The organism is Leucobacter exalbidus (assembly GCF_017834145.1).
Lineage (GTDB): Bacteria > Actinomycetota > Actinomycetes > Actinomycetales > Microbacteriaceae > Leucobacter > Leucobacter exalbidus.
In genome coordinates this window covers 1,990,881-2,009,690 of record NZ_JAFIDA010000001.1, presented here as the reverse complement: position 1 = coordinate 2,009,690, position 18,810 = coordinate 1,990,881, and the positions used below count along the sequence as shown (strand labels likewise).

19 protein-coding genes and 1 tRNA gene are annotated in these 18,810 nt (G+C 64.5%); 9 read left to right on the top strand and 11 right to left on the bottom strand.

Going from position 1 to position 18,810, the window contains the following annotated elements; genetic code table 11:
• Positions 1 to 59: 59 nt before the first annotated feature.
• Positions 60 to 142, bottom strand: a tRNA-Leu gene (locus JOF28_RS09075).
• Positions 143 to 271: 129 nt separating this feature from the next.
• Here JOF28_RS09075 and JOF28_RS09070 point away from each other — a divergent pair.
• The 7 genes from JOF28_RS09070 (at position 272) to pknB (ending at position 9,533) form a co-directional block, all read left to right on the top strand.
• On the top strand, positions 272 to 1,120 hold the full coding sequence (locus tag JOF28_RS09070; RefSeq protein ID WP_209705465.1) for an FHA domain-containing protein: 849 nt from the start codon (positions 272 to 274) through the stop codon (positions 1,118 to 1,120).
• Between the two features lie 5 nt (positions 1,121 to 1,125).
• Entirely contained in the window at positions 1,126 to 1,734 is a 609-nt protein-coding gene (locus JOF28_RS09065; protein WP_209705464.1) for an FHA domain-containing protein FhaB/FipA, read from the top strand.
• A 2-nt stretch (positions 1,735 to 1,736) separates the two neighbouring features.
• A complete protein-coding gene (locus JOF28_RS09060) occupies positions 1,737 to 3,005 on the top strand; it encodes a PP2C family protein-serine/threonine phosphatase (RefSeq protein WP_209705463.1) in 1,269 nt (422 codons plus the stop codon).
• Positions 2,998 to 4,398 (top strand): FtsW/RodA/SpoVE family cell cycle protein, encoded by a 1,401-nt coding sequence (locus tag JOF28_RS09055; protein ID WP_209705462.1) that lies wholly within the window; start codon positions 2,998 to 3,000, stop codon positions 4,396 to 4,398. The genes JOF28_RS09060 and JOF28_RS09055 overlap by 8 nt, the downstream gene beginning before the upstream one ends.
• Complete coding sequence (locus JOF28_RS09050) at positions 4,395 to 5,882, top strand: peptidoglycan D,D-transpeptidase FtsI family protein (RefSeq protein ID WP_209705461.1); 1,488 nt, start codon at positions 4,395 to 4,397, stop codon at positions 5,880 to 5,882. Before JOF28_RS09055 ends, JOF28_RS09050 begins: the two co-directional genes overlap by 4 nt.
• Positions 5,879 to 7,759: a protein kinase domain-containing protein gene (locus JOF28_RS09045; protein WP_209705460.1), complete on the top strand. Its 1,881-nt coding sequence runs from the start codon at positions 5,879 to 5,881 to the stop codon at positions 7,757 to 7,759. The genes JOF28_RS09050 and JOF28_RS09045 overlap by 4 nt, the downstream gene beginning before the upstream one ends.
• A gap of 61 nt (positions 7,760 to 7,820) precedes the next feature.
• The gene (gene pknB, locus JOF28_RS09040; RefSeq protein WP_209705459.1) at positions 7,821 to 9,533 is read left to right on the top strand and encodes a Stk1 family PASTA domain-containing Ser/Thr kinase; all 1,713 of its coding nucleotides are present in this window, start codon (positions 7,821 to 7,823) and stop codon (positions 9,531 to 9,533) included.
• A gap of 72 nt (positions 9,534 to 9,605) precedes the next feature.
• Here pknB and JOF28_RS09035 read toward each other — a convergent pair whose 3' ends face one another.
• The 3 genes from JOF28_RS09035 to JOF28_RS09025 are packed head-to-tail and all read right to left on the bottom strand — an operon-like array spanning position 9,606 to position 11,172.
• Positions 9,606 to 10,244, bottom strand: coding sequence for an anthranilate synthase component II (locus tag JOF28_RS09035; protein WP_209705458.1), 639 nt, complete (start codon positions 10,242 to 10,244; stop codon positions 9,606 to 9,608).
• Positions 10,241 to 10,399 carry a hypothetical protein gene (locus JOF28_RS09030; RefSeq protein WP_209705457.1) on the bottom strand — a complete coding sequence of 53 codons (159 nt, stop codon included), beginning with the start codon at positions 10,397 to 10,399 and terminating at the stop codon, positions 10,241 to 10,243. The genes JOF28_RS09035 and JOF28_RS09030 overlap by 4 nt, the downstream gene beginning before the upstream one ends.
• A complete protein-coding gene (locus JOF28_RS09025) occupies positions 10,399 to 11,172 on the bottom strand; it encodes a class E sortase (RefSeq protein WP_342452133.1) in 774 nt (257 codons plus the stop codon). The genes JOF28_RS09030 and JOF28_RS09025 overlap by 1 nt, the downstream gene beginning before the upstream one ends.
• Positions 11,173 to 11,231: 59 nt before the next feature.
• On the opposite strand from JOF28_RS09025, the gene JOF28_RS09020 reads away from it, so the two are divergent.
• Positions 11,232 to 11,516, top strand: coding sequence for a cell division protein CrgA (locus tag JOF28_RS09020; protein ID WP_209705456.1), 285 nt, complete (start codon positions 11,232 to 11,234; stop codon positions 11,514 to 11,516).
• 124 nt (positions 11,517 to 11,640) lie between these two features.
• Here JOF28_RS09020 and JOF28_RS09015 read toward each other — a convergent pair whose 3' ends face one another.
• Both JOF28_RS09015 and JOF28_RS09010 read right to left on the bottom strand, forming a co-directional pair.
• Positions 11,641 to 12,564 (bottom strand): rhomboid family intramembrane serine protease, encoded by a 924-nt coding sequence (locus tag JOF28_RS09015; RefSeq protein ID WP_209705455.1) that lies wholly within the window; start codon positions 12,562 to 12,564, stop codon positions 11,641 to 11,643.
• Between the two features lie 8 nt (positions 12,565 to 12,572).
• Positions 12,573 to 13,082 carry a peptidylprolyl isomerase gene (locus JOF28_RS09010; protein ID WP_209705454.1) on the bottom strand — a complete coding sequence of 170 codons (510 nt, stop codon included), beginning with the start codon at positions 13,080 to 13,082 and terminating at the stop codon, positions 12,573 to 12,575.
• A 95-nt stretch (positions 13,083 to 13,177) separates the two neighbouring features.
• Here JOF28_RS09010 and JOF28_RS09005 point away from each other — a divergent pair, with 95 nt between their 5' ends.
• Entirely contained in the window at positions 13,178 to 13,675 is a 498-nt protein-coding gene (locus tag JOF28_RS09005; RefSeq protein WP_209705453.1) for a DNA/RNA helicase, read from the top strand.
• A 148-nt stretch (positions 13,676 to 13,823) separates the two neighbouring features.
• Here JOF28_RS09005 and JOF28_RS14820 read toward each other — a convergent pair whose 3' ends face one another.
• From JOF28_RS14820 to JOF28_RS08980, 5 genes are all read right to left on the bottom strand, one after another.
• On the bottom strand, positions 13,824 to 14,549 hold the full coding sequence (locus JOF28_RS14820; RefSeq protein WP_342452132.1) for an NUDIX hydrolase: 726 nt from the start codon (positions 14,547 to 14,549) through the stop codon (positions 13,824 to 13,826).
• Between the two features lie 89 nt (positions 14,550 to 14,638).
• A complete protein-coding gene (locus JOF28_RS08995) occupies positions 14,639 to 15,688 on the bottom strand; it encodes an alpha/beta hydrolase (protein ID WP_209705452.1) in 1,050 nt (349 codons plus the stop codon).
• Positions 15,689 to 15,741: 53 nt separating this feature from the next.
• A complete protein-coding gene (locus tag JOF28_RS08990; RefSeq protein ID WP_209705451.1) occupies positions 15,742 to 16,602 on the bottom strand; it encodes a DUF4097 family beta strand repeat-containing protein in 861 nt (286 codons plus the stop codon).
• Positions 16,599 to 17,312, bottom strand: a complete 714-nt coding sequence (locus JOF28_RS08985; RefSeq protein ID WP_209705450.1) for a response regulator transcription factor — start codon at positions 17,310 to 17,312, stop codon at positions 16,599 to 16,601. Before JOF28_RS08985 ends, JOF28_RS08990 begins: the two co-directional genes overlap by 4 nt.
• On the bottom strand, positions 17,300 to 18,643 hold the full coding sequence (locus JOF28_RS08980; protein WP_209706948.1) for a sensor histidine kinase: 1,344 nt from the start codon (positions 18,641 to 18,643) through the stop codon (positions 17,300 to 17,302). Before JOF28_RS08980 ends, JOF28_RS08985 begins: the two co-directional genes overlap by 13 nt.
• Between the last annotated feature and the right edge of the window lie 167 nt (positions 18,644 to 18,810).

The window sequence follows — 18,810 nt, the reverse complement described above, 5'->3', positions numbered from 1 at the left end:
GTGGGGAACGCAAAAGGCCCAGATCAGAAACCTGATCTGGGCCTTTCGTGTATATCTTGTGCGCGAAGGGGGACTTGAACCCCCACGCCCTTTCGGACACTGGCACCTGAAGCCAGCGCGTCTGCCATTCCGCCACTCGCGCGAGTGTCGATCTGAAGCGTTTCCGCTTCAAGCAACTCCCATAGCTTAGCAGATCATGACGCTTCACACCAAAGCGGGCTAAACTGCCAAGTGACATGCGGGATAGTTATATTCGGAGCGAGGAGGGCACGTGGGCATTCTAGATAGCGTGGAGCGTGGGCTTGAGCGCGCCGTAAACGGCGCATTCGCCAGGACCTTCCGCTCGGGCGTGCAGCCCGTAGAGATTGCTTCTGCGATTAAGCGCGAGCTTGATATCGGTGCAGTCGTGGTTGATCGCGACCGCGTGCTCGCCCCCAATCACTTCGTGGTGCGCGTGGCTGAGAAGGATGCGGCTCGACTGCAGGCCCTCGGCGCGACCCTCGAACAAGAACTCCGCAGCGTAGTAATGAAGCACGCGAAGCGTGGAAACTACCAGCTGCTCGGTGAGGCCGATGTTGAGGTGCGGGCTGACCGCGAGCTCACCGCCGGAGTCTTTGAAGTGGATGCCACCCGCGTCGAGGGTGCGGTCGATTGGATCGCGGCGATCGACGTTGACGGTGTGCGGCACGAACTGAAGCGCGGTACCACCACGGTGGGGCGCGGCACCGACTGCGGCATTCGCATCGGCGACACCGCGGCATCACGCCAGCACCTGAACCTGCTGTGGGACGGCACCGCGGGCCTCGCCCGCGACCTGGGCTCCACCAACGGCTCAAAGATTAACGGGGAGCGTTTCCGCGAAGCGGCGCTCGCCCCCGGTATTGTCATCACGATCGGGCAGACCGCGCTCCAGTTCCAACTGGTGCCGGGCCACTCAAGTGGCAGCGCGGCTGCGGCTCGCCCCGCGACCCCGCCGCCCACCAGCGCTCTCCCCAACAGGCAGGCACCTACGCCTCCCCCTGTGAGCGCACCCGCCCCCGAACCTCGAAGCGCAAGGCCCGAAACTGGGGCCGCTGGCAAGACGCCAGGCATCGACCAAGACTTTTGGAGTGGCCTATGAGCGATATGAGCGAACTTACCCTGATGATTCTGCGCGTCGGCTTCTTGCTGGTGCTGTGGGCCTTCATTTTCGCCATTGTGTACGCGCTGCGCAGCGATCTCTTCGGCGCCCCCGTGCGCAAGCTCAAGGGCGACTCAGCTGGGCCGCACGTGCAGTCCCTCGTTCCTGTGGGCCAGGCCCCCGTCGTGGCCGCCCCGGTCGCGCAAGCACCGCAGGGATCACCCGATGCCCTCACCGGCGTCGCACTCACCGGTGCCTTGGGCTCAGCCGCCCCGGTCATCACGCCCAGCGGCGGTGCGCTGCCCACTGCGGGCGGATCCGGAGCTGCAAAGAACCTCGTCATCACGACGGGCGTGGCAGCCGGCACCTCGATCCCCCTCGATGACGGCATTTTCACCATTGGCCGCTCGAGCGAATCGACCCTCGTCATCGTTGACGAATACACGTCGACCTACCACGCACGCCTGTCGCTCAGCGGCAACCAGTGGATCCTCACCGACCTTGACTCGACGAACGGCACCCGGCTCGATGGCGCGCGCGTCACGCACCCCGTGCCCGTGCCTCCGTACACACCGGTCACCATCGGCACGACGACGTTCGAGCTGAGGCCATAGGCGTGACCGTCAGTTATGACAGCGCCATCGGCTCCCACGTGGGCATGGTGCGCTCCAACAACCAAGACTCCGGCTTTGCGGGCGGGCAGCTCTTCCTCGTCGCTGACGGCATGGGCGGCCACGCCGGCGGCGATGTCGCCTCGGCCATCACCACCAAGGCCATGGCCGCGCTCGACACCGAGCCAGCGGGCATTCCCGCGGCCGCGGCATCCAGGCTGCGCCACGCACTGCTCGAAACGAACGCGAAGCTGCGCGCCACCGTGCGCGACCGGCCCGAGCTCGCCGGCATGGGCACCACGTTCTCTGGGTTTCTCACGATTGGCGACAAGCTCGCCCTCGCTCACATCGGTGACTCACGCCTGTACCTGCTGCGCGACAACAACCTGAGCCAGGTCACGAAGGATCACACCTTCGTGCAGCGCCTCGTTGACAGCGGCAAGATCACCGAAGAGGAAGCCAAAACGCACCCGCGCCGGTCGGTGCTGATGCGCGTGCTGGGCGATGTTGATTCATCGCCCCAGATCGACACCGAGGTGCTCGATACGCGCCCCGGTGACGTCTGGTTGCTGTGCTCTGATGGCCTCTGCGGCTACGTCGAAGACGTCGATATCGAGAAGATTCTGCGCCGCCGCACATCGCTGCAGAACGCGGTCGACGGCCTCATCGACAAGAGCCTCGCGCACGGCGCCCCCGATAACGTCACCTGTGTCGTCGTCGAGACCGTCGCGGCCCCCGATTTTGATCCCAACACGACGACCGAGCTGCGCCCGTCAGAGCAGCGCTTCGCTGGCTCGGCTGCGAGCTCGCCAGAGCCCCGCGATGGCTCGGTCTCGACCGCGCGCACCCGCATCATGGGTCGCCGCGCGGTGCGCCGCGCCCCGGTCGTTGAAGAGAGCCACTTCGAGCCTCGCGTTGACGAGTATCTCGCCGAGCTGATATCTGAAACGCGTCGCCGCAACCGCAACCGCCGCCTCCTGTGGGCGCTCGGTGGGCTGTGCGTGCTGCTCGCCATCGGCGGCACCTTGGTCGTTGGCTACCAGTGGACCCAGTCGCGCTACTTCGTCGGCACCAACGGAGATACCGTCATCATTTACCAGGGCGTGCAGCAGGATCTCGGCTCGATATCGCTGCACTCCGAAGCCGAAGACACGGGCATCCCCCTCGACCAGCTCGACGGGCTGGCCAAACGCCAGGTGGAGCGCACGCTCAGCGCGAGCTCCATCGATGAAGCGCGCGAAATTGTATTGAGATTGGGGCCGACCAGTGAGTAACGAAGCACAGCAGCCTCGCTCTTTCGAGAAGACGCGCACGAGCGAAACCGTGCTGCACCGGATCACGGCGCTGCGCGCGCCCAAGTTGTTGCTCGGGCTTGAGCTGTCGCTGCTCATTTTTGCCATTGCGATCGGCGTCGCCGCGGTGCTCATCATCGACCTCACCGTGAACGGTGAGGTTTCGACGACGCTGCTGCCGACCGGTGCACTGTTTGTGGTGTCCTTGCTGGCTCTGCACCTCACGATCAGGCGCATTGCGCCCGATGCCGACCCGCTGATCATGCCCATCGCCACGTTCTTGAACGTAATCGGCGTGGCCATGATTTACCGCATTGACCTCGCCACCGGGCTCACCGGCTGGGATTCCACTTCGGTGCGCCAGCTCGTATGGTCATCGGTCGCGGTGCTGGGCGCAATCGCGGTGCTGGCCGTGGTGCGCAACCACCTCGTGCTGCTGCGATACACCTACCTCTCGGGGCTGGGCGCCTTCGTCTTCTTGCTGCTGCCGATGCTGCCCTTCGTGGGGCAAGAAATCAACGGCGCACGCGTGTGGATTCACATCGGCGGGTTCTCATTCCAGCCCGGTGAGATCGCCAAGATCTTGCTCGCGATCTTCTTCGCTGGCTACCTGGTGCAGAGCCGCGACTCGCTCGCCATGGTGGGCAAGAAGATTCTGGGCATTCGATTCCCGCGTGCCCGCGACCTCGGGCCGCTGCTCGTATTCTGGCTCGCCGCGATGGTCGTGCTCGTGTTTCAGCGCGACCTCGGCACCTCGCTGCTCTACTTCGGTCTGTTCCTGTCGATGCTCTACATCGCCACCGGCCGCGTCGGCTGGGTCGTGCTGGGCGTCGGCCTGTTTCTTGCGGGCGGCATCATTGCCAGCCAAACCCTCGCCTACGTGAAGGTGCGCTTCAACAACTGGCTCGATCCCTTCGCAGACCCCTACGGAGCCGGTCACCAGATGGTGACGGGGCTCTTTGGCATGGCCAACGGCGGCATGACCGGCACCGGGCTCGGCCAGGGATACCCCGAGATGACCACGTTCTCGCAGAGCGACTACATCATCGCCAGCCTCGGCGAAGAGCTCGGCCTGATCGGCCTGTTTGTGATTCTCGCTGCGTACCTGCTGCTCGTGGGCCGTGGGCTGCGCATCGGTTTCGCCGGCCAAGACGACTTCGGCAAGCTGCTCGCGGCTGGCCTCTCGTTCTCGCTCGCGTTTCAGGTGTTCATCGTCGTCGGTGGCATCACCCGCGTGATTCCCCTCACCGGCCTCACCGCCCCGTTCCTTGCCGCGGGTGGTTCATCCCTGGTCTCGAACTGGATCATAATCGCGATCTTGATCTTGCTGTCAGGCTCCATTCGTAACCGACCGAAGCTGGTGATCCGCGCATGAACAAGCAGCTGAAAGCACTCACGCGAACGATCTTCGCGCTGTTTATCGTGCTCTTTTTCGCGGTCACCATGGTGCAAGTGGTGCAGGCTGATGATCTGCGTGCGAACGAACTCAACGGGCGCACCATCAAGAACGGCTACGAGGTTGAGCGCGGCTCGATTCTCGTCGACGGCGACCCCGTCGCGTACTCGACGCCCACCGGCGACTCTTACAAGTATGTGCGCCAGTACTCGGCCGGTTCGCTGTACGCCCCGATCACGGGCTACTTCTCGCACAGCCAGGGCATGAGCGGCCTCGAGTTGGCCATGAACCAAGACCTCTCGGGCATCGGCAACGCGCAGTTCTTCACCCGCATTCAGAACACCCTCAACGGGGTATCGCCGCAGGGCAGCTCGGTGCAGACCACCATCCAGGCGAAGGTGCAGCGCGCCGCAAGCGAGGCCATGAGCGAGCTGGGTGTCGATGGCGCAGTCGTCGCGCTCGATCCCAAGACCGGCCGCGTGCTCGCCATGACCTCGACCCCCAGTTTTGATCCGAATCTGCTGTCGGGCAACGACGATGCCGAGATCATTGCGAACTACGGTCAGCTCGCTGACGAACCCTCGCAGCCGCTCAAGAACCGCGCGATCGCCGGCGACCTGTACCACCCAGGGTCGGTGTACAAGCTCATCGTCGCGGCCGCCGCGATTGAGGCCGGCGACGCGAAGCCCTCGTCGTCGTTCGAGAACCCCGACAAGCTGAAGCTGCCGCAGTCGACGCACGAGATGCAGAATGCTTCGCGCACGACCTGCGGCACCGGATCAAAGGCGACGCTCGAGCAGGCCATCGTGATGTCGTGCAACATTCCCATCGCCGAGCTGGCGATGAGCATGGACAAGAACGCGGTGCCCAACATGGCGCACGCGTTCGGGTTCGAGCAAGAAATCACGATCCCGTTGAAGGTCACCCCGAGTGCGTCACCCGAACCAAATGATCAGTCTCAGGTCGCGCTGTCGTCGATCGGTCAGCTCGATGTGCGTTCAACGCCCATGCAGATCGCTATGGTCTCTGCGGGTATCGCGAACGGCGGCACCGTCATGAAGCCGCAGCTCATCGACAAGATCATCACCCCCGATCTGCGCGTCGAGAAAGAGTACACGCCCGAGCAGTTCTCGAAGCCGATCTCAGAAAAAACGGCTGAGGCCGTCACTGGGATGATGGAGAAGGGCGTTTCGACCCCCGAGGGCCTCGCGCAGAAAGCCGCCATTGACGGTGTGCGCGTAGCAGGAAAGACCGGTACCGCTGAGAATGGCGTTGCCGAAGACGGTACTGATGTGCCGTTCACCCTGTGGTTCACCGGCTTCGCGCCGGTGGAAGACCCACAGGTTGCAGTCGCAGTCGTCATCGAAAATGGCGGCGGTGCCAACTATGGTTTTGAGGGTGGGTCATTCGATCTCCCCACAGCTGTCGGAAAACGAGTTATGGAAGCGGTGTTGAGCGAATGAGGCCAGCGGCAGGGATCACATTCGGCGGGCGCTACGAGCTGAGCTCACGAGTCGCCGTCGGCGGCATGGGCGAGGTTTGGAAAGCAAGCGACAGCATCATCGGTCGCACCGTAGCGATTAAGATCTTGAAAGACGAGTACATGGGGGACCCCGGGTTCCTCGAGCGTTTTCGGGCTGAAGCCCGCCACGCAGCGCTCGTCAATCACGAGGGCATCGCGAATGTCTTCGACTACGGTGAGGAACAGGGCAGCGCCTACATCGTGATGGAGCTGGTTCCTGGCGAACCGCTCTCGGCGATCATTGAACGCGAGGGCCGCATTCCGGCCAACCGCGTGCTGGGCATTGTGGCGCAGACCGCGACCTCGTTGCAGGCCGCGCACGACGCCGGCCTCGTGCACCGTGATATCAAGCCGGGCAACCTGCTGATCACGCCCGAGGGCCGCGTCAAGATCACCGACTTCGGTATCGCGCGCATCGCCGACCAGGTGCCGCTCACCGCGACCGGCCAGGTGATGGGCACGGTGCAGTACCTCGCGCCCGAGCAGGCAAGTGGCCACACCGCCACCCCCGCCACCGACATCTATTCGCTCGGTATCGTGGCGTACGAATGCCTCGCAGGCAAGCGCCCGTTCACCGGTGAATCGCAGGTCGCGATCGCCATGGCGCAGATCAACGACACCCCGCCCGCGCTGCCCGCTGACGTACCCGAGCACGTGCGCAACCTCGTATACGCGTGCCTCGCAAAGGACTCGGCTGGGCGACCGCTGACCTCGGCAAAGCTGGCACAGGCCGCCACCGCGCTGCACCGTGGCAACGTGGCCCTCGCCGCAAGCTACGTGCCGCAGGTCATGGGCCAGCAGGATCCGGCAACCACCGTGCTTCCGAGCACGACCGCTGGTGACGCCGCCACGACCGCGCTGCCGCAGACCAGCCCGCTGACGAACCCCGGTGCCCCCGGAGCCGCAGCGGCAGCTGGCCTGGCTGGTGAAGAGGAAGCGCCCAAGAAGAAAAAGAAGAGCGCCTGGACCTGGCCGCTGATCACGTTGATCGCGCTGCTCTTGATTGTGGGCGGCGGCACCGCTGTAGCCCTGATCAATGGCGCGAACAACACGGCTGAGACGCCCACCGTCGAGCCGAAGCCCAAGCCCACGCCGCCGAAGGAAGATGTCGTTCCGACCACCGGTGAGATTGACGGCTCACAGCTCATCGGCTTGCACTTCGACGACGCTGTTCAGCGGCTCATCAATCTCGGTTTCACCGATGTGCGCACGCTCGAGGGCGAGTCGGTTCCGGCCGACCAGGCCGGGCTGGTGACCAGTGTGAACCCCACGGGCGCAAAGGTGCCGCTGTCTGAGACCATCTTGGTCACGCATACCATCCCGTACGGCGAGATCGAAACCCCTGGCACGCCCACGGGGCCGTCCACCGTGCAGGTTGGCGATACCTTCGTCGTGCAGAACATCTCGGGTAGCTGCCCGACCCCGCTGTTGCCGCAAGATTTTGATATCACCTACACCGAAGACACTGGCCTCCTCATGAGCCAGCTGGCCAATAGCTCAGTGCAGGTAAAGGCGATCGCCCCCGGCACCCTCAACATTTATTACAAGTTTGGCTGTTCAGACGGCTCGTCATCGATGGCTTCCCCCACCTCTGACAAGCTCGAGATCACGGTTGAGGCCGCCCCTGAGCCCGATCCGGAGCCTGAAGCTGACTCAGATTCTGATTCAGACTCAGATTCAAGAGCAGATTCTAAATCAGGTTCAGAGGCCGATTCAGACGCCGATGCGGGCAAGGCTTCAAGCTCGACTTCAAGCCAGGGCACGACGGCCGCCACCGGCACAAACACCGCTGACGCTGCGTCTTCTGGATCAAACTAATTAAAGATGGCGTATTGCGGCTCCCTCTATCGCAGCAACGCTACACTTTGAGAACACTCATATGAGCACGGAAGAGGTTGATATGCCCGAGACGGCCGACGTCGGTGCCCAGCGCATTCTCGCTGGACGCTATGCCATCGGCGAGTTCATCGGTCAGGGTGGTATGGCTACGGTCTACCGCGGCACCGATACAAAACTCGGTCGCCAGGTTGCCATCAAGGTGATGAAGGCAGATCTGGCAAACGATGAGCAGTTTCGCTCACGTTTTCGCCAGGAAGCCCGCTCTGCCTCACGCATGGCGCACCCCACTGTGGTGCGCGTGTTCGATGCTGGCGATGACCTGATCCAAACGGTTGACGGCCCGAAACGGCTGCCGTTCATCGTGATGGAGTACGTCGAGGGCACCAACCTGCGCCAGCTCACTGCAGAGAACAAGCTGTCGCACGCTGAGGTCTGCCGCATCGTGGATTCGGTGCTCACGGCACTGGAATACTCACACCGCGCCGGTATCGTGCACCGCGACATCAAACCCGCGAACATCATGATCACCACGACCGGCCAGGTCAAGGTGATGGACTTTGGTATTGCCCGTGCCGTGTCAGACACGTCTTCGACGCTGCAGCAGACCACGGCAATTCTCGGCACCGCGGCCTACTTCTCACCCGAGCAGGCCAAGGGCGAGTCGATCGATGCGCGCACCGACCTGTACTCGACCGCCGTGCTGCTGTACGAACTGATCGCCGGCGACGTACCGTTCCGCGGCGACACCGCCGTAGCGGTCGCCTACCAGCACGTCAGCGAGCGCCCCAAGGCGCCCAGCGTCGTGAACCCGCAGGTCACCCCTGAACTTGATCGTGTGGTGCTGTACGGCCTCGCGAAAGATCGCGCGAAGCGATTCCAAACCGCCGCAGAGTTTCGCGATGCCCTGCGCACCGCGGCCCGCGGTGAAATGCCCGACCTGGCGACGCACGCCCCTGAGGCCGTGCTGTTCTCGGGCGGCGACGAGGTGTCAGAGTCTGACCTCGCACTGCGTCAGCTGTCTGAGGGCGGCGGCGCACGCACACAGAGCCGCCCGCCGGTGATGTGGACCTGGGCTGCGATTTTGACCATTGGCGCCGTCATCATCGCCGTGGTGTTCTGGCTCGTGACATTGGCGCCCAAGCAGTTCATTCCCGATACCTCTCGCGAGATTCCTGCGCTGATTGATGTCGATCGCACGGCGGCGATGGATACGCTGCTGAAGCAAGAGCTGAAGCCCAAGCAGGTTGAGCAGACCGACGAAGAAATTGCCGCTGGAAACGTGATCTCGACCGACCCCGAAGCGGGCACTGTGCTTTCGGTGGGCGACGAGATCACGCTCTACATTTCGAGTGGCCCGAAGTCGGCTGCTGTGCCGGCCCCTGACCGCATGTCGCTTGCCGAGTACACCAAGGCTCTGGAAGACCTCGGTCTCTCGGTGGGCCTGGTGTCGACGGTTGATGATCCGATCCAGAAGAAGGATCGAGTACTGGGTGTCATTCCCGAGCCCGGTACCTCGCTCGAGTCTGGCTCAAGCGTTGAGATTCAGGTCTCGAGCGGGCAGGTACAGGTTCCTGACGTACAGGGCCAGCCGCTCGATGTCGCGATCAAGATGTTTGATGGTTCGGGGCTCAACGTCACCTCGACTCAAGATTCAGCATGCCAGACTCAGCCGGGCTACCCCGTGATCTGGCAGTCAGCCGTGGGGGCACAGCCTCAGGGTTCTGATCTGCAGCTGTCCTACTGCTGGGGCTAAGCCCCGCAGCACTGCGTTCCATACGCAAAAGGCGCGTCCCCAAGCGGGGACGCGCCTTTTGTGTTTCAGTGGCTAGTGCGTGATGATCAGCGGCGACAGTGACTTCGCCCGCTCAGCCGCTCCCTTGGCGCCGACGAGCTCGAGCCAGTTGCCGAACTGCTGGTAGCCGCCCTCGGTGAGCACTGACTCGGGGTGGTACTGCACCCCAAAAATGGGGCGTTCGCGGTGCCGCAGCGCCATCACGACGCCGCCCTCGGTTTCGGCAGTGATCTCGAGCACCTCAGGAATCGTGTCGCGCACGACCGCGAGCGAGTGATACCTGGTCGCGTCGAACTCGGTGGGCACGTCAGCGTAGAACTGGTCGCCCGTGTGGCGCACGCGCGACACCTTGCCGTGCATCAGCTCCTCAGCGTGCGTGACCGTCGCTCCCAGGGCCTCTGCGATGGCCTGGTGGCCCAGGCAGACGCCCAGCACGGGGATACCGGTGCGCAGGGCGATATTGATCATGGGGATCGAGATCCCGGCATCTGCGGGGGTGCCGGGCCCGGGCGACACGAGCACGCCGTCGTAATCGGCGAGGGCGCTCTCGAGCTCACCGATGCTCAGGTCATCATTGCGAATGACCTTCACGGTGGCGCCCAGCTGCTGCAGATAGCCGGCAATCGTGTAGACGAAACTGTCGTAGTTATCGATCACTAAAATATGGGTCATGTTCCGACCGTTACCTCTTCTTCGGGGAGTTGAGATGCAACCCACGGGTAGACATACGTAATGAGCGCGTACACGATCGCGGCCAGCACGATCAGCAGCACGATGACGCGCAGCCAGGCGGGCCCGGGGAAGAATCTCCACAGCAGCGAAAACATTATTCCGCGTCTCCTCTCGGTGCCTGCGTGGCACCCTGGCTTGGGTTGAGCTCGATCAGCTCGGCGGGAACGCCCGCGCTGTGCGGCTGAAACCCTTCAAGCACCGAGTACGCGATTGCGCGCTCATCGCTGCCCGACATTTTGGGGTGGCAGGTCGTGAGGGTCAGAATCTGGTCTTCGCCCGGAGTGCCCTCGATGCGGGGAAACGGGTTAAGCACGTCGACCGCGTCGGGCAGCACATATTCGATCGAGCGGAACCGATACGTGTACCACCCCTCCTTCGTTTCCACGAAGAGCGGGTCGCCAACGCGCAGGTTCATCACCTCACGAAATGAGTTAATGAGGGGCCCGGATCGATGCCCGGCAAGCGCAAAGTTACCCGGCTCCCCCGGCATTTGGGTGGTTTCGTAGTGGCCGATACCCTTGTCATCAAGATTCAGCACCGTCCACCAGTCGGTGGTCTCGGCCACGCGGTTAGCAAACGTCGTACCGAAAGAGGGCACGTGCAGCACAGCGAAGTTCTCGGCGGGGCCCGGGCGCTCGGCGACGGGAATCACGCCATCCCATTCAACAGCGGGCGCGGCATCAGCCCATTCGGCCGAGTCTTGGGCCGCGAGTTCGGTCTGCTTCGCGGTGACGGCGACGCCCGTGTGCCACGGTTGCCACACGATATATCCGAAGACACCCAGCCCGGCCACCAGCAAAAGTTCGCCGATTACCGTCAGCGGGCTCAGACTCGCACGACGTACGCGACCGGAACGCTTCTCTTTCACTCTCACATTCTAAGCCGCGAACACTGAGGTCGGGCTGCGTTCCGGGTAGACTCTCACACATGGCAGCAGCAGGAAAGAACGTAGACAAGCAGAAGTCGGGCGACCTCGCAAAAGCTCAGGCACGCGCAGAGCGTCAGGAGGCCCACAAGGACGCCCCCAACCCCGTGTGGTTTAAGCCGGTAATGTTCGGCTTCATGCTGCTCGGGCTGATCTGGATCGTGCTCTATTACGTCACGAGCTCGATGATCACACCGCTTCCGCTTCCCATGCTGGGTCAGGCCAACATCTTTGTCGGATTCGGCCTCGTGCTCGTCGGATTCTTGATGACGCCCTGGTGGAAGTAACTTTTCCCCGCACACACCACTTCTAAATCACACCGATGTAATTCCTCCCCAGGCTGGGGACAAAGCTGTGGATAACAGCGAAAGGCCCGGGGTCTCCCCCGGGCCTTTCGTTGTCTGAGCTGGTTTACACCGGCAGTGCGAAGAAGAACGCAAAGCTGGCGAGCACCAGCACGCCCGCGATCCCGCTCAGCGCGAGAGTGCGCTTTGCTGGCGAGCTGCGTCGCAGCTGCAGCAGCGCCCACATCGTGCCAGCGCCCACGATCAGCCCACCCAGGTGAGCCTGCCACGACACGTTGGCGCCGGGGATGAGCCCGATACCGAAGTTAATCGCGACGAGCACCAGCAGCGAGGTGACGTTCACGCGTGCCGCTCGAGCGGCGACGAGCGTCGCTCCCAGCACGCCGAAGATCGCGCCAGAGGCGCCCACTGTCGGCGTCATGAGCGCGTTGGGGTCTGCGTACGACCACAGCATCACCACGAGGGATCCGCCAAGGCCTGAGAGCAGGTAGAGCGCCGCGAAGCGCCACTTCCCCAGCATTCCCTCGAGATTGCGCCCAAACAGCCACAGCGCGTACATGTTGAACAAGATGTGAAACACGAACCCGGTCGAGTGCGTGAACATCGAGGTCACCATGCGCCAGGGCTCAAAGTCCAACCCCGCCGGCAACATAGATGGCGGCACCGAATACAGCGGTGCGTACCACAGCGCTCGCGTCACTTCATCGTTACCGAAGTAGTGGGTGGCGAGCTGCGCGAGGTACACGACCACGCACAGCGCCATGATCGCGTACGTTACCGGGGTATCGAGCGCCGCGATGCGCCGCCCGAGTACCTTGGTGCTGCGCTTTGCGCGCGTGCTGCCCGAGGGCTGCATCTGGCGTACGCAGTCGGGGCACAGCACCCCCACGGCCGACACCACCTGGCATTCGCCACAGATGGTGCGGCCGCAGCGCTGACACAGCGCAAAGCTGTGCACGCTGGGGTGCCGATAGCAGACGTCGTTGGGCCCGTAAGCCGCCCGTTCGCCGAAGCTTGGTGCGCCTGCCAAAGTGAGTCCTACGCCTCGACGACGTCGACGCTGGTGATGACTACGTCGTCTGCCGGGCGATCCATGGCACCGGTCTTGACCGACTGGATGGCGTCAACGACGGCCTTCGAAGCGTCGTCTGCAACCTCACCGAAGATGGTGTGCTTGCCTGTGAGCCACTCGGGAGCGGTCGTGGTGATGAAGAACTGTGAACCGTTGGTGCCCGAGAGGCGGCCCGTCATGTCGGGGCGCTTGCCGGCGTTCGCCATGGCGAGCTGGTACTTGCGGTCAAACGAGAGCTCGGGGTGGATCTCATCGTCGAAGTTGTAGCCGGGGCCGCCGGTGCCGGTGCCCGTGGGGTCGCCACCCTGGATCATGAAGTCCTTGATGATGCGGTGGAAGATCACGCCGTTGTAGAAATCCTTCTCTACGAGGTCGGTGAAGTTCTTCACCGTCTTGGGCGCGTGATCGCCGAAGAGGTTGATGACGATATCGCCGTGGTTGGTGTGAATGGTTGCAACGGAAGTGTGAATGGTCATAGCACTAGTGTATGCGGCGGCTCCTTCGGTGTAGCGTGGAGTCTACGAAGCGATCACGCAACGGGTAATTGCCCGGCCAATCGAGGAGGACAGGTATGACACTCTCACGGAAGCGTCGCCGCGAGCTGCGCCAGCTCAAGGGAACGGCCCAGGAGCTACTTGATCAGCAGCGGGTCGTGCTCGGGCACGCCGGCGTTGTGCTGCAGGAGGCTGGCCGTCAGGCGAAGCAGCTGAGCGACGAGCATCTTGCCCCGCGCGTCGACGACACGCTCGAAGCGGTTCGTCCCGCGGTTGATCGCAGCGTTGCGTCGGCACGACGCGCCGCTGACAGCGTGCGCCGGGTCTCGGCGCCGTTCGTGGCGAACGCGCTGGCCCGCACGATTCGCACGCTCGACGAGCTCGATAACCCCGTTGCGGCCAAGCAGGTGCGCGGCTTCGGTGAGCGCAGCGGCTACTTGAAGCCCGCCAAGAAGAACCGCACCGGCGGCATCATCGCGATCGGCCTCGGCGTCGCGGCGGCGGCTGGCGTCGGCTACGCCCTGTGGCAGGCCTTCCGCACCGACGATGAGCTGTGGATCGCCCCCGAGAGCTAACCCTCGCGAGAGCCCAAGCAAGGGGGCGCAGACGTTCTCAGGAGCGCCTGCGCCCCCTTGTGCGTTCCCCAGCGGCTACGGTGCACGAAACCTCGGGTGCGCGGCTACTGGCGATCTTTGATCCGGATCAATCGCCGCGGCCCGTCAGTTATTCGGCAGTGGGAGTGTGCGCAGAGGTCTGCGCGGCAGCGTTTTGCGCGCCGCCGGTGTTGTCGGCGCGACGCCGCGCCCGCCCGTGCCGCTGGCCCGAGCGCTGCGCGGGCTTCTGCTCTTGTTTGGGTTGGCCCTGCTTGGCCGGCCCTTGCTTCGGCTGGTTCTGCTTGGGCTGGCCCTGTTTGGGCTGGTTTTGCTTGGGCTGATTCTGCCGGGGCTGCCCTTGTTTGGGCTGCTTGGCCGGGTTCTTTGCGCCCTGCTTCGGCTGCCCCGCCTTGCTGCTTTTCACGGGAGACTTGCGCAGGGTAATGCCGGCCATGCGCAGGCCGGTCTGCACGAGCGACAGGGTGCGCAGCGTCTTGATCTCACGCAGCGGAACCCAGCGGGCCTCGTCAGACGAGCCGCCGATCTCGTTACGCAGCGGGCCGTCTTTCACGGTCGCGCGGTAGACAATTCTGATCGTGTGCAGCTCGGGCTCGACACCCTCGGGCACATCTTCGCGCACCATTACGCGCGAATCGATGCCGAGCAGCTTGCCAACCTTGGCTTCAAGGCCGGTTTCTTCGAGCACTTCGCGCACGACAGCATCGCGGGGATCCTCCCCCGCATCGAGCCCGCCGCCCGGCAGCGTCCACCCGTGCAGGTGGCCTCGGCGCCAGTGAGTGAGCAGGATCTTGCCGCGCCGCTCTACCACCGCGTAGGCGGCTACTCGAAGATCCATGTTGTGAAGCTTATCCTGTCGCGCGCAAGCTGAGCCGTGGCCGCGCGGGGGTGCGGGTGATCACTGGGTGATCGGGCGCAGATCGTCGATTATCGCCCGTATGCGGCGTTCCAGCCGGTCACCCAGCGGTCGAGGGCGGTGTATGCCGCGGCGCGGGGCTCAGCGGCCGACAGGAACACGTCGTGCAGCCCACCGTCGATGCGCATCATGGTGACCGTGGGCCCGAGCTTCAGGGCGGCCCGCGCAATCTCGTCAACCTCGAGCACGGTGTCGGCGCGGGCGCACTCTTCGTTCCAACGCAGGGTGAATGCTGACCGGGCCGAGAGCAGCACGCCGACCGGTGTTTCGATGCTCAGCCCATGGCTCACCCGTGCATGCCCGTCAAGCACGGCCCGCAGCCAGCCCGTCAGCACCGGGTGGCTGCGCTCGGGGCGCCACACGAGATTGACGTCGTCGAGCTCATTCTTCGTCGCAGCCAGCCGCTGGGCGCGCGTATAGAAGCCGTAATCGAGTTGCGGCACCATCTCGCGTGCGTTGACGCGCGCCCCCAGGTTGACGAGCGGTTTCAGCAGGTTGCGGCCAGGCCCGGCGAGCTGAAACTCGAGCCAGGGGCTGTTCAAGATCAGGGCGTCACACTGGCCCGGGTTGCGGTCTGCCCACAGACTGAGCACCAGTCCCCCGGTCGAGTGCCCCATCAAGATGAGGCGGCCGCGACGCTGGGCAGGCTCCGCATCAGGCTCCGCAACAGTGGCCGGTTCGCCGGCGTCCTCACGCATAATCGCGAGGGCGAGCTCGATTTCTTCGTGATATTCCTCGAGGTCATCACAGTACCCCGCGGTTTGGCCCTCACGCAGGCTGCGGCCGTACTTGCGCAGGTCGAGCGCGTAAAACGTCGCACCCTGGGCGGTCCAGTAGGCGGCGAGGTCGCGCTGAAAGAAGTAGTCAGACCAGCCGTGCACGTACAGCACGCGGGTGTCTGCGAGGCGACGTTTCCCGTGAAACATCCTCGTGAGCCACGGCCGGCGTGTGGGCTTCGCGCGCACGAGCGTCGCCACGGCCGGCCCCTCATCATCGACCCCAAGCTCGAGATCGGTGCATTCAAAGCCGTCGCCGAGAATATCTTCGCGCCACACTGCCATGCCAACAGCTTAGGGGCTTCGGGGAACACCCCGAAGCCCCGTGTCATCAGGATCTATTTGATGGTGACGTCGGCGGCCCGGGCCTCAACATCGACGCGGCGCTCCGATTTTTCACTCGTCGCGAGCCGGTTATCAATCTCGCCCACCACTCCGCGCGTATCCACGAGATACTTCGTGCGCGGCAGCTGCACCGTCAGGCTGCCCATCTGGGCGCTGAGCTCAACGTTGCTGGGTGCCTCGCCGGTGAGCGTCACTCGGCCGTTGCCCGTGGTCACCTCGACGCTCGCCTCAGTGACGTCGGCCACCTCCACGGTGGCCTCCCCCACCTTCACGCCCACGTTCAGCTCAGCCGCATCGCCCGTGAACTTTAGCTCGCCCACTGCGACGCTGAGGCTGAGCTCATCGAAGGATCCGGATCCCTCGAACGCGCCCGTTGCGAGCTGCACATCGAGGCTTGCGGCGCGCTGCTCACCGAGCTCGCGGGGCAGCGTCAGCGTGACTTTTTGCGCCTGGGTGGAGAGCTGCCCCTCGCGCTCAACGACCAGGGTGCTGTCGTTGCGCTCGAGGATCCAGCCGTCTGAACCGTCGTTGCCGCCCTCCCAGGTGCCGCGAATCTTCAGCTGCGCTTCAGGCACGTCGCCGTACACCAGCTTGAAGTTGGCCGCCGAGGCCGCAATCTCGATCTCTGTGGCGCCCGCGACGTCGGCATAGAGCGTGGTTTCGGCGGGCTCTGAGGAGTACTGCTCCTCGAGCGGCGGCGCCAGCTCGAAGGCCTGTTCCGCACGAATGCCGGCGATTGCCGAGCCCATCGATCCCAGCAGCGCGAGGCCGCCCACCACCGAGGTGGCGATCAGAATCACGGTGCGGGTCGTCGTGGAGCGTTGCGCGCCCTGGGGCGGGTTGGGGTAGGTCATGATGCTGTTCCGCTCTGAGTCGTCGAATTATGGTCGTTGAGCATGGAGGCCGCCACCGGGCCACCCACGTTCTCGAGGTGCGCAATGGCCGCGAGCACGCGACGATTGCCGCCCTCGTCGGCCCCGAGGCCCAGCTTTTGGAAGATCGCGGTGATGTGCTTCTCCACGCTCGCCTCCGACAGAAACAGCAGCGCGGCGATCGACTGGTTCGAGCGCCCCTCGGCGAGCGCAGACAGCACGGTGCGCTCGCGATCGGTGAGCTGCTGCATGCGGTCATCGCGGCTGCGGCGGGTGAGCAGCTGGGCAACGACCTCGGGGTCGAGCACCGTCGCGCCCTGCGCGATGCGCTCGACCGATTCGATGAACTCGCCCACATCGGCCACGCGATCCTTCAGCAGGTACCCAAAGGCCCCGCCCTGCGCCGCAATCATCTCGCTCGCGTACCGCTCCTCGACATACTGCGACAGCACGAGCACCGGCAGCTGCGGGCGCGTGCGCCGCAGCTCATGCGCCGCCCGAATCCCCTCATCGGTGTAACTCGGTGGCAGGCGAACGTCGAGAATGCAGAGATCCGGATCAGCGGTCGACACCTCCCCCATCAGCTCTCGCGCGTCTGGCAGCGCAGCAACCACCTCGTGGCCGCCGTGCTCAAGCAGTCGCACGAGCCCCTCGCGCAGCAGCACGGAATCTTCACAAATCAGAATGCGCATGGCACGCTCACCTCCAGTGTGGTCGGGCCGCCCTGCGGGCTGTCGAGTCGGGTCGTGCCGCCGGCGGCGAGCACGCGGTTCATGATGCCGTCGAGGCCACCGCCCGCCACCACGCGGGCGTTGCCGATGCCGTTGTCTTCGACCCGGGCCCACAGCATGCCGTCGCTGCGCTCGCGCACCATCACCCTGCACTCGCTTGCGCGGGAGTGCTTGGCAGCGTTGGTGAGCGATTCTGCGATCGCAAAATAGATCGCGGCCTCGGCCGTGCGCTCGTAGCGGTCAGCGAGCCGCACATCGAGCTGCACCGGAATGTGTGAGCGCGCCGCGAGCGCTGAGAGCGCGGCGTCGAGCCCGCGATCGTCGAGCACCGAAGCGTAGATGCCGCGGGCCAACTGCCGCAGCTCGGTGATGGCGGCCTTCGTCGAGGTGTGTGCCTCAGCGACGAGTTCTTTCGCGCCGGCGGGGTCGGTCTCAATCTTCTGCTGGGCGAGGCCCAGCGTCATCGCGACCGACACGAGCCGGGGCTGCACGCCGTCATGCAGGTCACGCTCGATGCGGGTGCGCTCGACGTCTGCGGCGCGCACCGCTCCCTCGCGTTGCTGCGAGGTGACGCGCACCTGAGTTTCGAGCTGCTCCTCTGCGACGGCTGATCCGAGGATCGCGACCGACACGATGCGGTGCAGCAGGGCGAGGCCCACGATCGCGCCACCGCACAGCAGCATGCCGACGATGCCGGGCTGCAGCACACTGCTCGTGGTGTTGAACATCGAGATTAGGCCGTGCACGAATCCCTGGGCGAGCCACAGCACGCCCATGCCCATGAGGCTCGCGATCACGAAGTTTGCGACCGAGCGCCACATGCGGCCGTTGATGGCCTGCTGGCACAGCGCTTTGAACCAGGCTTTGAAGCCGGGCTCAGTTTGCGGCTGCCAGACGATGGTCGGCACCGCGATGCCATACAGCCCGCTGATGCGCTGGCTTTCGAACCAGGCCACGCCAAACACCGCGTAGACAAGAGCCACGAGCAGCAGCAGACCCACGCCCAGCAACAAGCTCAGCCCGATGCCGAGCCCGAATGAGCCAAAGAGCGTCGTGACGAGCATCGATCCGACGGGACCGATCGCGGCCAGCTGCAAAATCGTGAGCGCAATGCGAAACGGCGGCCCCTGGCGGGCCTCTCGCGGCTGTTTGGCCGCCTGGGGCACCGTCGGGTGCTGTGCGGGCCGCTGAGGCGCCTGAGGGCCGTGCTGGGCTGCCTGAGGCACCTGCGGGGGCTGCTGCTGCGCGTAAGGCACCGCTGTGGGCGCTGGCCGCCCCGCAGGAGCCGACATCTGGGCCGGCGCGAATACGGGCTGGCCCGCGGGGGCCGGCATCGAGGCCGTAGCCGGTGCCGTCGTGGGATCCGGTGCCGCCATGGGAGCCAATGTCGTCGTGGGGGCCGATCCCGGCAGCGGCGCAGTAACCTGCTCAGTGCTCAGCACCGAGGTGTGTGCGTGCG